This is a genomic window from Roseateles sp., from assembly GCF_046300915.1.
GTDB lineage: Bacteria > Pseudomonadota > Gammaproteobacteria > Burkholderiales > Burkholderiaceae_C > Kinneretia.
Genome location: NZ_JBKCLH010000164.1, coordinates 35,288 through 49,629 on the forward strand (window position 1 = coordinate 35,288; position 14,342 = coordinate 49,629).

General features: G+C 67.3%; 13 protein-coding genes. 10 read left to right on the forward strand and 3 right to left on the reverse strand.

Annotated elements, in window-relative coordinates; genetic code table 11:
* The first annotated feature begins 52 nt into the window (after window positions 1–52).
* The 4 genes from ACK5F2_RS12590 to ACK5F2_RS12605 all read left to right on the forward strand — a co-directional run bounded on the left by ACK5F2_RS12590 (window position 53) and on the right by ACK5F2_RS12605 (window position 6,709).
* Window positions 53–922 (forward strand): hypothetical protein, encoded by an 870-nt coding sequence (locus tag ACK5F2_RS12590; RefSeq protein WP_409865115.1) that lies wholly within the window; start codon window positions 53–55, stop codon window positions 920–922.
* 486 nt (window positions 923–1,408) lie between these two features.
* The gene (locus tag ACK5F2_RS12595; RefSeq protein WP_409865137.1) at window positions 1,409–4,174 is read left to right on the forward strand and encodes an ExeM/NucH family extracellular endonuclease; all 2,766 of its coding nucleotides are present in this window, start codon (window positions 1,409–1,411) and stop codon (window positions 4,172–4,174) included.
* A gap of 32 nt (window positions 4,175–4,206) precedes the next feature.
* Complete coding sequence (locus ACK5F2_RS12600; RefSeq protein WP_409865117.1) at window positions 4,207–4,707, forward strand: PEP-CTERM sorting domain-containing protein; 501 nt, start codon at window positions 4,207–4,209, stop codon at window positions 4,705–4,707.
* Window positions 4,708–4,879: 172 nt separating this feature from the next.
* Complete coding sequence (locus ACK5F2_RS12605) at window positions 4,880–6,709, forward strand: S8 family serine peptidase (RefSeq protein ID WP_409865118.1); 1,830 nt, start codon at window positions 4,880–4,882, stop codon at window positions 6,707–6,709.
* A 30-nt stretch (window positions 6,710–6,739) separates the two neighbouring features.
* Here ACK5F2_RS12605 and ruvC read toward each other — a convergent pair whose 3' ends face one another.
* Genes ruvC through ACK5F2_RS12620 form a run of 3 tightly spaced genes read right to left on the reverse strand, consistent with a single transcriptional unit; the run spans window position 6,740 to window position 8,921 of the window.
* Window positions 6,740–7,297, reverse strand: coding sequence for a crossover junction endodeoxyribonuclease RuvC (gene ruvC, locus ACK5F2_RS12610; protein WP_409865120.1), 558 nt, complete (start codon window positions 7,295–7,297; stop codon window positions 6,740–6,742).
* 11 nt (window positions 7,298–7,308) lie between these two features.
* On the reverse strand, window positions 7,309–8,295 hold the full coding sequence (locus ACK5F2_RS12615; RefSeq protein ID WP_133603238.1) for a phosphatidate cytidylyltransferase: 987 nt from the start codon (window positions 8,293–8,295) through the stop codon (window positions 7,309–7,311).
* On the reverse strand, window positions 8,292–8,921 hold the full coding sequence (locus ACK5F2_RS12620; RefSeq protein ID WP_409865122.1) for a lysophospholipid acyltransferase family protein: 630 nt from the start codon (window positions 8,919–8,921) through the stop codon (window positions 8,292–8,294). The genes ACK5F2_RS12615 and ACK5F2_RS12620 overlap by 4 nt, the downstream gene beginning before the upstream one ends.
* A gap of 159 nt (window positions 8,922–9,080) precedes the next feature.
* Between ACK5F2_RS12620 and ssuE the strand changes: the two genes are divergently transcribed.
* From ssuE to ACK5F2_RS12650, 6 genes are all read left to right on the forward strand, one after another.
* A complete protein-coding gene (gene ssuE, locus ACK5F2_RS12625; RefSeq protein WP_409865124.1) occupies window positions 9,081–9,656 on the forward strand; it encodes an NADPH-dependent FMN reductase in 576 nt (191 codons plus the stop codon).
* Between the two features lie 181 nt (window positions 9,657–9,837).
* The gene (locus ACK5F2_RS12630; RefSeq protein ID WP_409865126.1) at window positions 9,838–10,833 is read left to right on the forward strand and encodes a sulfonate ABC transporter substrate-binding protein; all 996 of its coding nucleotides are present in this window, start codon (window positions 9,838–9,840) and stop codon (window positions 10,831–10,833) included.
* A gap of 18 nt (window positions 10,834–10,851) precedes the next feature.
* Entirely contained in the window at window positions 10,852–11,847 is a 996-nt protein-coding gene (locus tag ACK5F2_RS12635; protein ID WP_409865129.1) for an aliphatic sulfonate ABC transporter substrate-binding protein, read from the forward strand.
* A gap of 35 nt (window positions 11,848–11,882) precedes the next feature.
* A complete protein-coding gene (ssuD, locus tag ACK5F2_RS12640) occupies window positions 11,883–13,052 on the forward strand; it encodes an FMNH2-dependent alkanesulfonate monooxygenase (RefSeq protein WP_409865131.1) in 1,170 nt (389 codons plus the stop codon).
* Window positions 13,053–13,062: 10 nt separating this feature from the next.
* Window positions 13,063–13,860, forward strand: a complete 798-nt coding sequence (ssuC, locus tag ACK5F2_RS12645; RefSeq protein WP_409865133.1) for an aliphatic sulfonate ABC transporter permease SsuC — start codon at window positions 13,063–13,065, stop codon at window positions 13,858–13,860.
* Window positions 13,861–13,877: 17 nt separating this feature from the next.
* Window positions 13,878–14,342, forward strand: a 465-nt coding sequence (locus tag ACK5F2_RS12650) for an ATP-binding cassette domain-containing protein (RefSeq protein ID WP_409865135.1), incomplete at its 3' end; no start/stop codon positions are given.

Here is a 14,342-nt window from a genome sequence, read left to right on the forward strand (position 1 = left end):
TGATTGTGCCAAGATCCGCGCAGCGGATTGGCAGCAGACCAAGGTGGCAGAGATGGCGAATGAGCTGATGAACACGCAGGTCGAGCAGGCCTGGACCCTGCACGCCGAGCAGCCCGAGGCCGCGGCCGCGCTGCTGCGGCCAACGGCGGCCGACCTGGCGCAGGCCAGCGCCGAGCAACAGCAGGCCTGGCTGCGCGCGGCCGAGCATGTGCTGCTGGGGCATCTGGCCGACGCCGTGGGCTTGGCGGCCCTGCTCAATGCCATGCCCGCCGACCAGACGGCGCGCGCCCGTGCCGCCATCGTCCTGGCGCAGTCACCCCAGGCGGAGCCTGAGTGGCAAGACCTGCCCCCGGCCGAGCGGATACGCGCCGCCTACAACGCCGTGCTGGCGCTCAGCCGTGCGCGCGACTTTGCGGCCATGAGCTCATTGATGGATCGTTGCCAAGCCTGGGCCCAGTCGGATGCGGCAAGTGCTCGCGCCTGGGCGGCTACGGCCAATAACGTGGCGGGGGACCTGCGCTACTACCTGGCCGTGGGCGACGTGGAGGCGGCCGTGACTATGGTGGACGCCGCGCAGCGCGCCCGCAGCGCCTGGCAGCAGGCCGGGGGCTGGCTGGAGGTGGAGCGGGCCGACTGGCAGCTGGCCATGTGCGCCGCCGCGGCCGGCCAGGGGGCGCTTGCCCTGCAGGCGGCGCAGGATTGCGTGCGCGCCTGCCTGGCCAACGAGGCCGATGACTACGAGCATTGCTTTGCCTACGAGGCCCTGGGGCGTGCGGCAGTGGCGGCTGGCGACGGGGCCCTGGCCCGCCAGGCGCATGCCCGCATGGCCGAGCGGGTGCTGTTCTTGACGGAGGCAGACCGCCGCTATGCCGACAGCTGTCTGCTCGCGCTGGAATCGCTGATCGCACGCCTGGGCGTCTGAGTCCGCGACCTCGGGCCGCTTGTGGCCGGATTCCGACGCTGACCAGGGAAAGTACCAGGGCGTTTCATTTCGGGTCGATCGTGCGCGTGGCGCCCAGTCGCAAATCCGCCCATGAGCATGCTGCAGTGCGGCAAATCAATAACTTAGCGGAGTATGTGCAACCGTTTGCGCCTTTGCGCAAATATCTAAAGTTGTTTGCGCAAAATTTGCGGGCATTTGCTAAGGGCCGACCCTGAAATACCGGGGTGCGTGGGGTTTGAGTGGCCCATGCCACCCCCGTGTTTGCGGTGTGACAAACAGTCATATTCAAACGCTAGCATCGCGCCGTTGCCGCCTTGAGAGGCACTTGCAAGCTCATGATTTATCTGAGCTTTTGTGAACTGGCCGGTCCGGCGAGCGTTTGGCATTCCCCTTCTCAGAACCACTCACATGAAACTCAAACCCCTTGCATTCCTGCTGGCCGCGGCATTTGCCGCGCCGGGCGCCATGGCCTCTGCAAACGGTGTTGTCATAAGCCAGGTTTTTGGTGGTGGTGGCAATGCAGGCGCAGTTTTGAAGAGCGATTTCATTGAGCTGTTCAATGCCGGCAGCACGGCGGTCAATCTGAAGGGCTGGTCCCTGCAGTACGGCTCGGCCAGTGGTCTGATCGGCGGCCAGACCAGCCAGATCGCCAAGCTCTCGGACAGCGACCTGATGCTGGCCCCGGGCCGCTATCTGCTGGTCAAGGGCGCCGATGGCGCCAACGGCACCCAGAACCTGCCGACGCCCGACGTGATCACCACCCTGGCGCTGAGCGGCACCGACGGCAAGATCGCCCTGGTGTCCAGCAGCGCGGCCCTGAACAGCGCCGACCCCAAGGGCGCGGCCACCCTGGTGGACCTGGTGGGCTACGGCACGGCCGCCGCCTTTGAGGGCTCGGGCGCCGCGGGCAAGCTGAGCTCCACCACGGCCGCCATCCGTGCCGGCCAAGGCTGCACCGACAGCGACGACAACAAGACTGACTTCAGCGTCGGCACGCCGGCCCCGCGCAACGCCGCCACCGCCGCTGCCACCTGCAGCGGAAATGGTGGCGGCGGTGGCACCCCGCCCGTGGCCGAGAACCTGTCCATCTTCCAGATCCAGGGCAGCGGCAAGCAGAGCCCGCACAAGGGCAAGACCGTCACCACCAGCGGCGTCGTGACCCATGTGGCGACCAATGGCTTCTATATGCAGGACCGTCTGGGCGATGGCGACAGCGCCACCTCGGACGGCATCTTCGTCTTCACGGGGGCTGCCAACAGCGCCAGCGTGGGCCAGGAGATCAAGCTCACCGCCACGGTGACCGAGTTCGTGGTGGCAGCCGGCAGCGCCGACTCCCAGGCCAATCCCATCACCCAGCTCAACAGCCCCAGCGCGCTGACGGTGCTGAGCAGCGGCCATGCGATCACGCCCACCGAGGTGGATCTGCTGAACCTGGGCAACGGCGGCCTGGAGGCTTTTGAGGGCATGCTGGTCACGCTCAAGGGCCCCTTGACCGTGCAGCAGAACTACTTCCTGGGTCGCTTCGGCCAGCTGACCATGGCCGCCGGCGGCCGCAAGCAGCAGCCCACCAATCTGCACCGCCCCGGCTCGGCGGACGCGCTGAACCTGGCCGCCGAGAACGCGCGCCATATGTTCATCCTGGACGACAACAGCACGGCGCAGAACCCCGATCCCACGCCCTATCTGGGCGAGGGCAATACCGTGCGTGCCGGCGATACCGCGGCCACCCTGACCGGCGTGATCGACCACGGCCTGGCCACCAGCAGCAGCACGGGTGCTGCCATGTTCAAGCTGCAGCCCACCCAGCCCGTGGTCTTTGAGCGCAGCAATGCGCGCATGGCCGCACCGGCTGCTCTGGATGGCAACTACAAGGTGGCCAGCGCCAATGTGCTGAACTACTTCACCACCTTTGTGGACGGCAAGACCGCCAGCGGTCAGAGCGGCCAGGGATGCAGCCTGGGCTCCAGCGTTTCGAGTGCCAACTGCCGCGGCGCCAACAATCTGGCCGAGTTCCAGCGCCAGCAGACCAAGCTGGTGGCCTCGCTCTCGGCCATCAATGCCGATGTGGTGGGTCTGATGGAGATCCAGAACAACGGCGATATGGCGGTGCAGAACCTGGTGGACGCACTCAACGCCAAGCTGGGTGCCAACACCTACAGGGTTGTGCCCAAAGGCAGTCTGGACACGGGGGATGACGCCATCCGCGTGGCCCTGATCTACAAGCCCGCCCGCCTGGGGCTGATCGGCGCGGCCATGTCCGACACCAATGCCGTCAACAACCGCCCCACCTTTGCCCAGGGCTTCCAGGCGCCCAACGGTCAGCGCTTCGCGGTGCTGGTGAATCACTTCAAGTCCAAGGGCAGCTGCCCCAGCGGCGGGGGTGCCGATGCCGACCAAGGCGATGGCCAGGCTTGCTGGAACGATCTGCGTGTGAAGCAGGCCCAGCGTCTGCGCGAGTTCGTGGGCCAGGTGCAGGCCGCGGCTGGCACCCAGGACGCGGTGCTGCTGGGTGACTTCAATGCCTATGCCAAGGAAGACCCCATCCACACCCTGACCCAGGACGGTTTCGTGATCGACCAGGAAGGCCGCTTCGACCCGGCCGCCTACAGCTATGTGTTCGACGGCCTGGCCGGCCGCCTGGACCATGCCCTGGCCACGCCCAGCCTCTCGGCCAAGATCCTGGGTGCGAGCAGCTGGCATATCAATGCCGATGAGCCGCTGATCATCGACTACAACCTGGAGTTCAAGAAGCCGGCCTGCGCCAACTGCGGTCCTGACTACTACAGCGCCACGCCCTACCGCTCCTCCGACCATGATCCGGTGGTGCTGGGCCTGAACCTGGTGAAGTCGGTGCTGGGCACGGCCGGCCGCGACACCCTCGTCGGCACGGCGGGCGACGATGTGATCGAGGGCGGCGCCGGTGCCGACACGCTGACGGGCGGTGCGGGTCGTGACGACTTCGTCTACAACAGCCTGCTGGATGCCGGCGACACCATCACCGACTTCAGCGTGGCTGAAGACCGCCTGGTGCTGAGCAAGCTGCTGCAAGCCATCGGCGTGGCCAGCAGCGACCCCCTGGCTCAGGGCTTTGTGACTTGCAGCATGTCGGGTGCCAATGCCGTGGTCGGCATCGACACCGACGGCGCCGCCGGCCCGGCCAAGAGCCGTCCCCTGCTCATGCTCCGTGGCGTGGCCTGCTCGGCCCTCAACGCCTCCAGCTTCAAGTTCTGATGAGCGCGCTGCGCTCCTAGGAGAAACAGATGATGAACAAGAACATTGCCAAGAAGTCCCTGCTGGCCCTGGCGGCCCTGAGCCTGGCTGGTCTGGCCCAGGCCGCGAGCTACACCTTCAGCGGCAGCATTGAAGATGGTCAGCTCAAGGGCCAGGTCTTCAGCGGGCAGTTCAGTTTTGACGATAGCCAGCTGACTGCGGCTACTGAGTTCCTGATGCTCACATCCCTGCAATTCAGCTTTGCCGGCAAGAGCTATACCCTTGCAGGCGCCGAGCCCGGCTCTGCCTCGGTCAGCTTCATGAATGGCCAGATGCTCGGCCTTGACGCTGTTTACGGCGCCGGCCAGGCCGACAATCTGCTGCTAAGCAGCGGCTTCGGCTTCCCTTACCTGAGCTATGGGACGGCAGGTGGTGACCTTGGTAGCGGCAGCTACAGCATCAGCGCCGTGCCCGAGCCCAGCACCTGGCTGATGAGCCTGGCCGGTCTGCTGGCCGTGGGCGCCGTGGCGCGCCGCCGCAAGGCCGCCGTCTGAGCGTGGCCTGATGCACAGCCCCGGCTGGGTCCGGGGCTCCGATGGATGAGGCCCTGCGGGGCCTCATCGCTTTTAGCGGGGTGGTCAGGCCCTAGGCGGCCTGGACCGGCGCTGCCCTACACTGCCCCGCACCGGGCCGCGGCGGTCCGACATCACATGGGGATTCCGACCTATGCCTCTCGCGAACATTGCTCGTCCCACCTTCTTGCTGCTGGCCCTGCTCAGCGCGTTCTCGGCCACGGCCGCCGACAAGCGGCGCATCGAGAAGGAGGCCGATATCCCGCGCTTCAGCTACAGCATTGCGGAGCCGCTGGAGCGGGTGGTTCGCGACAAGGCCCTGTTTGACAGGACGGCCGGCAAGATGCGCGCCGATATGGAGTCGGTGCTGGCGGCCTATGACATCGCCGACAAGGCCTCGGAGCGTCAGTACCTGGCCTCGCTGATGCAACTGGAGTTCCTGCTGGGCAACTACGAGGCTGCCCTGGCCCTGTCCGAGAAGATGCGCGCGCTGGAAGAGAAGCCCGCCGACAAGCTGCTCTCGGGTCTGCGCCTGCGCGCCATGGTCGCCGCGGTCAAGCAAACGGGCGTGCTCAACACCCCGGCCTATTTCGAGGCCGTGGGTCGTGCCATCCGCAAGGAGCTCGATGGCTATTCCTTTGCCCTGATTTCCAACGACATCAAGAGCTACAAGGCCAGTGCCGAGGTGGCCGGCGAGGGCCGCATCCTGGGCGGCGTGCGCGATGTGCTGCAGGCCACGCTGGACAAGAACGGCGGCGTGCTCAGCTCCGATCTGGCACCGGGCCTGATCAGCGCCCGCTACGCGCTGGAAACCGCCATTCCGCTCAAGCAGACCCTGATCGCGACCTACAGCGCCTACCTGGACCAGCACAAGGTGGAGAAGGCCGACATCTGGGCCGCGCGCAATATCACGCTGCCGGCCAGCGGCAAGTACAGCCCCGTGCGCGTGGCGGTGTGGGACAGCGGCGTGGACACCCAGCTCTTTCCCCAGCAGCTGCTCAAGGACGCCAAGGGCCAGCCCCTGGTGATTGCCTTTGACCTGAACAGCCAGCGCACCCAGGGCGAGCTCTTCCCCATCCCGGCCTTCTACCAGCCCAAGCTGGCGCAGCTGCTGGCACAGAGCAAGGGCTTCTCGGACCTGCAGTCCAATATCGACTCACCGGAAGCCAGCGAGGTGAAGAAGTTCATGTCGGGCCTCAAGCCCGAGGAGTTCAAGCCCGCCATGGAAGGGCTGGGTCTCACCGGCAACTATGCGCATGGCACCCATGTGGCCGGCATCGCGCTGGAGGGCAATCCCTGGGCGCGGCTGGTCACGGCGCGCATCTCCTTTGACTACAAGTTGCAGCCCGACCCTTGCCCCAGCAAGGCTCTGGCCCTGCGCAGTGCCAAGGCCCATCAGGCCTTTGTGGACTTCTTCAAGAAGCACCAGGTGCGGGTGGTCAATATGAGCTGGGGCGGCAGCGTCAAGGCTGGTGAGCAAGCGCTGGAGCTGTGCGGCATCGGCAAGAGCGCCGAGGAGCGCAAGGCGCTGGCGCGCGAGTACTTCGAGATCGAGAAGCGGGCCCTAATCAAGGCATTCGCTAGCGCGCCGGAGATCCTGTTCATCACGGCCGCGGGTAATAGCAACTCGGACTCTTCCTTCGGCGAGTTCATCCCTTCCAGCATCGTGCTGCCCAATCTGCTGACCGTGGGCGCCGTGGACAAGGCCGGGGATGAAGCGCCCTTCACCAGCTACGGCCCCACCGTGGCGGTGCATGCCAATGGCTACCAGGTGGAGAGCTTCCTGCCCGGCGGCTCGCGCGTGGCCTACTCGGGCACCTCGATGGCGGCGCCCAATGTGGCCAATCTGGCGGCCAAGATGCTGGCGGCCAAACCGGCCCTCAAGCCCCAGCAGCTGATTGCGCTGATCAAGTCCACCGCTGAGACCACGGCCGACGGGCGGCGCAAGCTGATCCATCCGGCCAAGGCCATGGCCGCGCTCTAAGCCGCTGTGCCCGGCGGGGGCGGGCTGGCCTTAGTAGGTCCGGCCGCCGCGGAACTGCGCGTGCTGCTTGCGCTGCAGGGTGGCGCTCTTGCTCATGGCCTCGAAGGACACGCGCGCATGCGCATGCATGATGGCGATGCCCAACGCATCGGCCGCGTCCTTGCCGGGCTCGCCCGGCAGATTGAGCAGGCGCTGCACCATGAGCTGGATCTGCTCCTTCTTGGCGTGGCCATGGCCCACGATGGCCTTCTTCATCTGCAGCGCGGTGTATTCGCTCACCGGCAGATCGCAAGACACCAGGGCCGTCAGCGCGGCGCCGCGCGCCTGACCCAGCAGCAGGGTGGACTGCGGGTTGACGTTGACGAAGACGATCTCTACCGCCGCGCACTGCGGCTGGTAGCGGGCATGCACCTCGCGGATGCCCTCGAACAGAATCTTGAGCCGCCCCGGCAGATCGCCGATCTCGGCCCCTTGCGAGCCGGTGGTCTTGATGGTGCCGCTGGCCACATAGGACAGCCGCGGGCCGTCGGCCTCGATCACGCCAAACCCCGTTGTCTGCAAGCCGGGGTCAATACCGAGGATACGCATGGTAGATCGCCTCAGAGGTCCAGCTTGAAGTACCAACGCACGGAATGGAAGAACACCGGCGCGGCGAAACAGAGCACGGCAATGCGGTCCAGCAGGCCCACGGCGCCGGTGATGGAGCTGCGGTTGCCCCAGTAAATCACGCCCGCATCGCGTTTGAGCGCCTTCATCACCAGGCCGCCCATGGTGCCCGCCGCCGTGGCGATCACGGCCATCACCAGGGCCTGGCCGGCCTTGAAGGGGGTGATCCAGTACATCAGGGTGCCCGCCACGGCGGCGGCCAGCAGGCCCAGCCACCAAGCGCGCAGCGAGAAGCTGCGACTGATGCGCCGCGCCACCGGGCGCCGCCGCAGGGAGCGGCTGGCCGCCTCCTGCACGATCTGGCCGATGCCCACCACAAACACCATGAAGAAGAGCAGGAAGGGCCCGCGCCCCTCATAGCCCTTGAAGTCCAGCAGCAGCAGGGCCGGTGCGTGCGAGAGGCCGTAGACGCAGACCATGATGCCCCACTGGATCTTGGCATTGCGTTCCAGAAAACGCTGCGGATCACCCGCCAGGGCGCTGGCCACCGGGATGGCCACAAAGCCATAGACGGGGATCAGCACGCTGAAGATGTCGAACTGGCGCATGCCCACCAGCACGTATTGCAGAGGCAGGATGGCGAAGAAGGCGAGGATCAGGCTGCGGTGGTCGCCGCGGCGCGTGTGCATCAGGGTGATGAACTCGCGCAGGGCCAGGAAGGACAGGATGCCGAACAGCACCGTGGCCCCCAGCGGGCCCGAGACCCAGGCCACCCAGAACAGGCCGGAGCCCACCCAGATGGCCTTGAGGTCGCGCTTGAACTGACGCCAGTTGTTCTCGGAGGCTTCGCTGCGGGGCGTGTCGCCCTGGCGCAGCGAGCGCAGGAAGCCGACCAGGGTGATCAGGGTCAGCAGGCCGAACAGGATGAGGAAGAGCAGGGCCACCTGGTCGGTGGCGCTCATCAGACGCAGCGACTTCATGCCGGCTCCTGCACCGGCCGCTGGGCCATCACCGCCGCGCGGGCGCGTTCCAGGAAATCACGCTTGTCCTCACCGGGCTGCAGCTGCAAGGGCTCGCCAAAGGTCACGGTGCACAGAATCGGCACGGGCACGACCTCGCCCTTGGGCATGACGCGCTGCACATTGTCGATCCAGGTCGGAATCAGCTGCACCTGCGGAAACTGCTCCGCCAGGTGGAAGAGGCCGGCCTTGAAGGGCTGGGGGTCTCCCTTGTTGGAGCGCGTGCCCTCGGGAAAGATCACCAGGGAGTCACCCTGGCGCAGGGCCTCCGCCAGGGGCTCCAGCGGGTCCTCATCGGGCGTGCTGCGGGTGCGTGACACATAGATGGCGTTGAACACCGCCCCGGTGAGCCAGGCGCGCAGACGGCTGGCCGTCCAGTAGTCGCGCGCGGCAATGGGGCGGGTACGGGCGCGCAGCTCGGCCGGCAAGGCGGCCCAGATCAGCACCCAGTCGAAGTGGCTCTGGTGGTTGGCGAAATAGATGCGCTGCTCCGCGGTGGGCGGGCAGCCCTTCCAGTGGCCCTGCGCGCCGGTGATGAGGCGCGCCAGCCAAGCCAGGAACAGGCCGGTGATATCGGCAAATGACATGAGGCCAGGATTATCCCAGGCTTGCTCGCGTGGGCGCGCCTATCCATCCAGGCTGATAAGCATGTGCTGCATTGCTTGGCTGAATTTCTTGGTTCTCTGCGCATTGAGCGCTGGCTATCGTGCAGGGCATCAGATCCCGCCGCAAGAGTTCCAAGCCCCATGTCTGACCTCCACATCGTCGCCATCTCCGGCAGCCCCTCCGCGCGTTCGCGATCGCTGGCGCTGCTCCAGCTGGCCCTGGCCAGACTGGAGTCTGTCAGCGCCTCACAGCGGCTGATCCTGCCGCGCGACTTGCCGGCCCAGGCCCTGCTGCACGCCGATGTCCGGGAGCCCCAGATCGCGCAGGCCCTGGCCGCAGTGGCCGCCGCGGATGTGGTGCTGGTGTCCACACCCATCTACAAGGCGGCCTACAGCGGCGCGCTCAAGCTGCTGCTGGACCTTCTGCCCCAGGAGGGGCTGCGCGGCAAGATCGTGTTGCCGCTCGCGACCGGTGGCAGTGCCGCGCATCTGCTGGCCCTGGACTACTCGCTGCGTCCCTTGCTGACGGCGCTGGGCGCACGTCACATCCTCGACGGCGTGTTCGCCACGGACGCTCAGCTGACGGCCCACGAAAGTGGCTACCTGCCCGATGCCGCCCTGCTGCAGCGCCTGGATCGGGCCCTGGAGGGGCTGCCCCAGGCGCAGGCGGCCCGATGTCGGGATGTGCGCGATCCGGCGCAGGCCCTGACGCGCTGAGGCGTCTCGCGCCTCGCGCTGAGCGCCTTCTCCTTCGCCGATGCGGGACTTGTTCGCCCGATCGCCCCTTTGTCTCCTCGCTCCCTTGCGGAGTGATTAGCCCTGGCGGCACACCAATGCTGTCCGTTTCACGGAGCCGCCAGGGCGTTTTTTCACCATCTTCCAAGGATTCGCCTCCATCATGAGCGCTCGACATTTCGCATCCCTGTTCTCTGCACAAGCCTCCCGCCGCTGGCTGCTGGGTGGTTTCTCGGCCCTTGCCTTGTTCGGTCTTGTGCTCCCGGGACTTGCCCTGGCGCAGGCACAAGACAAGGCCAGCCAGCTGCGCATCGGATTCCAGAAGTCCGCCAGCCTGCTCACACTTCAGAAGTCCCAGGGCAGCCTGGAGAAGCGGCTGGCGCCGCACGGCGTATCGGTGAAGTGGGTGGAGTTCCCGGCCGGCCCGCAATTGCTGGAAGGGCTGAACGTCGGCGCGGTGGATGTGGGCTTTGTGGGCGAGGCGCCCCCCATCTTTGCCCAGGCCGCCGGCGCGCAGTTTGTCTATATCGGCCATGATCCCGCGGCCCCCGAGGCCGAGGCCATCGTGGTGCCCAAGGACTCGCCCATCAAGTCGGTGGCCGATCTGCGAGGCAAGAAGGTGGCGCTCAACAAGGGCAGCAATGTGCACTACCTGCTGGTGCGAGCGCTGGAGAAGGCGGGGCTGAAGTACAGCGATATCCAGCCCGTCTTCCTGCCCCCCGCCGATGCGCGCGCCGCCTTCGAGCGCGGGGCGGTCGATGCCTGGGTCATCTGGGACCCCTTCCTGGCCGCGGTCGAGCGCCAGACCGGCGCGCGCATCGTGGCCGATGGCCGCGGGCTGGTGAACAACTATGCCTACTACCTCGCCGAGCGTGGCTACGCGGCGCGCAACCCGCAGATCATCCAGGCCTTGTTCGAGGACACGGTGGCACAGGCCCAGTGGCTCAAGGCCAATATCAAGGCTGCCGCTGCGCAGATCGCCCCCTTGCAAGGGCTGGACACCGCGGTGGTCGAGCGTGCGCTGCAGCGCTACCAATTTGGCGTGCGGCCGCTCACGGCCGAGGTGGCCAGCGAGCAGCAGAAGATTGCCGATGTGTTCCTGGGCCTGGGCTTGATCCCCAAGCCGGTGCGCATCGCCGATGCGCTGCCGACGAAGTGAGCGAGGGAGGCCTTGATCATGAGCTTCGATCACCTCGCCTCCTCGCCGCGCCGCCAGGCCTTGCGCGTGCTGGCACTCACCGCCGCCAGCTGGTGGGGCCTGGGCCGGGCGCAGGCCGCGAATGCCGCCACGCTGACGCCGCTGCGCATCGGCTTCCAGAAGGGTTCCATCAATCTGGTGCTGCTCAAGAGCCTGGGCCTGCTGGAGAAGCTGGCGCCGGCCAGCCAGGTGAGCTGGGTGGAGTTTCCGGCAGGGCCCCAGCTGCTGGAGGCGCTGGCGGTGGGTAGCGTGGACTTTGGTGCCACCGGTGACTCGCCGCCCGTGTTCGCGCAGGCCGCCGGCAAGGACCTCTTCTATGTGGGGGCCGAGCCACCCAAGCCCGACACCTCGGCCATCCTGGTCCGGCCCGATGCGGCGCTCAAGACCCTGGCCGATCTGAAGGGCCGGCGCATCGCGCTGCAGAAGGGCTCCAGCGCGCATTTCCTGCTCGTGCAGGCGGTTAAGAAGGCGGGCCTGCAGTGGAGCGAGATCCAGCCCATCTACCTGCCGCCGGCCGACGCGCGCGCCGCCTTCGAGCGCGGCGCGGTGGACGCCTGGGTGATCTGGGACCCCTTCTATGCCGCCGCCGAGCAGGCTGGCGCGGTGCGCGTGCTGGCCACCAGCCGCGAGCTGAGCAGCAACAACAGCTTCTACCTGGCCTCGCGCCGTCTGGCCAGTCATGAGCCCACGCTGAGGGCGCTGTTCGCCGCGCTCACCGAGGCTGATGCCTATGTGCAAAGCCGGCCCGAGGACAGCGCGCAGCGCTTCGCCCAGTTCTCTGGCTTGCCGTTGAGCACGGTGCAGCGCGTGCTGGAGCGTCGTCCGGCTTCGCCCGTGGGGCCGCTGACCCCGGCCCTGGTGGCCGAGCAGCAGCAGGTGGCCGATGCCTTTGCGCAGCTGGGCCTGATCCCCAAGCCCCTGCGTGTGGCCGAGATCGTCTGGCAGCCGGGCCGAGCCCTGGCCGCGCTGCGCTGACCCCGCCATTGTTTCCAAGAGCAGAAAGACTCCCCATGAAGATCCTCTGGTTCATTCCCACCCATGGCGATTCCCGCTACCTGGGCACCAGCAAGGGCGCGCGCGTCGCCAATCTGGACTACTTCAAGCAGATCGCCATCGCGGCCGACAGCCTGGGCTACGAAGGTGTGCTCATCCCGACCGGCCGGTCCTGCGAGGACTCCTGGATCGTCGCGGCCAGCCTGATCGATGCCACGCGGCGCCTGAAGTTCCTGGTGGCGCTGCGGCCGGGTCTGGTGGCGCCGGCCCAGTCGGCCCGCATGGCCGCCACCCTGGACCGTCTCTCGGGCGGGCGCGTGCTGGTGAATCTGGTCACCGGTGGCGACGCGGAGGAACTGGCCGGCGATGGTCAGTTCCTCGGCCACGCCGAGCGCTATGAGGAGTCGGCCGAATTCATCCGCATCTGGCGCGAGATCCTGGCGCGCTCGCACGCCGGCGAGTCCTTCGACTTCGAGGGCAAGCATCTGCAGGTCAAGGGCGCCAAGCTGCTCTATCCGCCGGTCAGCCAGCCGTATCCGCAGGTCTTCTTCGGCGGCTCTTCGGAGCCCGCCCACGAGCTGGCGGCCGAGCAGGTGGAGACCTATCTGACCTGGGGTGAGCCCCCTGCCGCGGTGGCCGCCAAGGTGGCCGATGTGCGCGCACGCGCCGCCCGCCACGGACGCACGCTGAAATTCGGCATCCGCCTGCATGTGATCGTGCGCGAGACCGAGGACGAGGCCTGGCGCGCCGCGGCCGAGCTGGTCTCGGAACTCGATGAAGCCACGGTGGCCGCCGCGCAGCGCAAGTTTGCGCAGATGGATTCCGTGGGCCAGCGTCGCATGGCCGAGCTGCACCGCGGCAAGTTCAACAAGGCCAATGTGCGCGAGGGCCTGGAGATCTCGCCCAATCTCTGGGCGGGCGTCGGCCTGGTGCGTGGTGGCGCCGGCACGGCCCTGGTGGGCAGCGCGCAGCAGGTGGCGGACCGGCTGAAGGAGTACGCCGAGCTGGGCCTGGAGTACTTCGTGCTCTCGGGTTATCCGCATCTGGACGAAGCGCACCGCTTTGCCGAGCTGGTCTTCCCCCTGCTGCCGCTGGAGCTGCAGCAGAAGCTGCCGGGCCAGGCCCTGACCGGACCCTTTGGCGAGGTGGTGGCCAATACCTATGTCCCGCGCGTGGCGCAGAGCTGAGGGGCGGAGCATGAGCACCCTGGCTGTTTCCTCGCGACCCGCGCTGCGGCGCCTGCTGCCCTGGCTGCTGCCCCTGAGCCTGCTCTTGGCCTGGGAGCTGGCCGCGCGGCAGGGCTGGCTGTCCAGCCGCGTGCTGCCCGAGCCTCTGGCGGTCTTGCAGGCCTTCTGGAACCTGGCGCGCTCCGGCGAGCTGTGGCACCACGTGGCGGTCAGCAGCGGCCGGGCCCTGGCGGGCCTGGCCATAGGCGGCGGCCTGGGCCTGCTGCTGGGCCTGCTCACGGGCAGCCTGCGTCTGGCCGAGACCTTGCTGGACACCAGCTTCCAGATGCTGCGCAACATCCCGGCCCTGGCCCTGATCCCCCTGGTCATCCTGTGGTTCGGCATTGACGAGAGCGCCAAGCTCTTTCTGGTGTCGGTGGGCGTGTTCTTTCCGATCTATCTCAACACCTTCCATGGCATCCGTTCGGTGGACGCGGGCCTGATCGAGATGGCGCGCAGCTACGGCCTGTCGGGCTGGCAGCTCTACCGCCAGGTCATCCTGCCCGGCGCCTTGCCCTCCATCCTGGTGGGCCTGCGCTTCTCGCTCGGGCTGATGTGGGTCTTGCTGATCGTGGCCGAGACCATCTCGGCCCAGGCCGGCATCGGCTATCTGACGATGAATGCCCGCGAGTTCCTGCAGACCGATGTGGTCCTGGTGGGCATCCTGCTGTACGCCTTGCTGGGCAAGCTTGCCGATGTGCTGGCCAAGGGCCTGGAGCGCTGGTGGCTGGTCTGGCACCCGGGCTATCGCGCTCAGGCCACGGTCTGACCAAGGAGTTTCAAACCATGTTGATGATGAAGGACATCGATATGCTGGCCTTTGGCCTGCACCGCGAGGCTCAGCCCGCGGCAGCGCCGGCGGCGCCAGCGCCCCAGCCCAGCGCCGGGCTGGCCATCGAGATCGCGTCGCTGGACAAATCCTTTGGCGAGCGCCCCGTGCTGCAGGGCATCGATCTCAAGGTTCGGCCGGGCGAGTTTGTGGCCATCGTGGGCCGCAGCGGTTGCGGCAAGAGCACCTTGTTGCGCCTGCTGGCCGGCCTGGAGCAGGGCAGCGCCGGCACGCTGGCGCTGGATGGTCAGGCGCAGACCGGGACGCGGCGCGAGGACGTTCGCATCATGTTCCAGGACTCGCGCCTGCTGCCCTGGAAGCGCGTGCTCGACAACATCGCCCTGGGGCTGGACGCAGAGGCGGCGGCTGAGCGCGCCCGCGCCGCCCTGGCCCAGGTGGGCCTGGCCGAGCGCGCGCAGGAC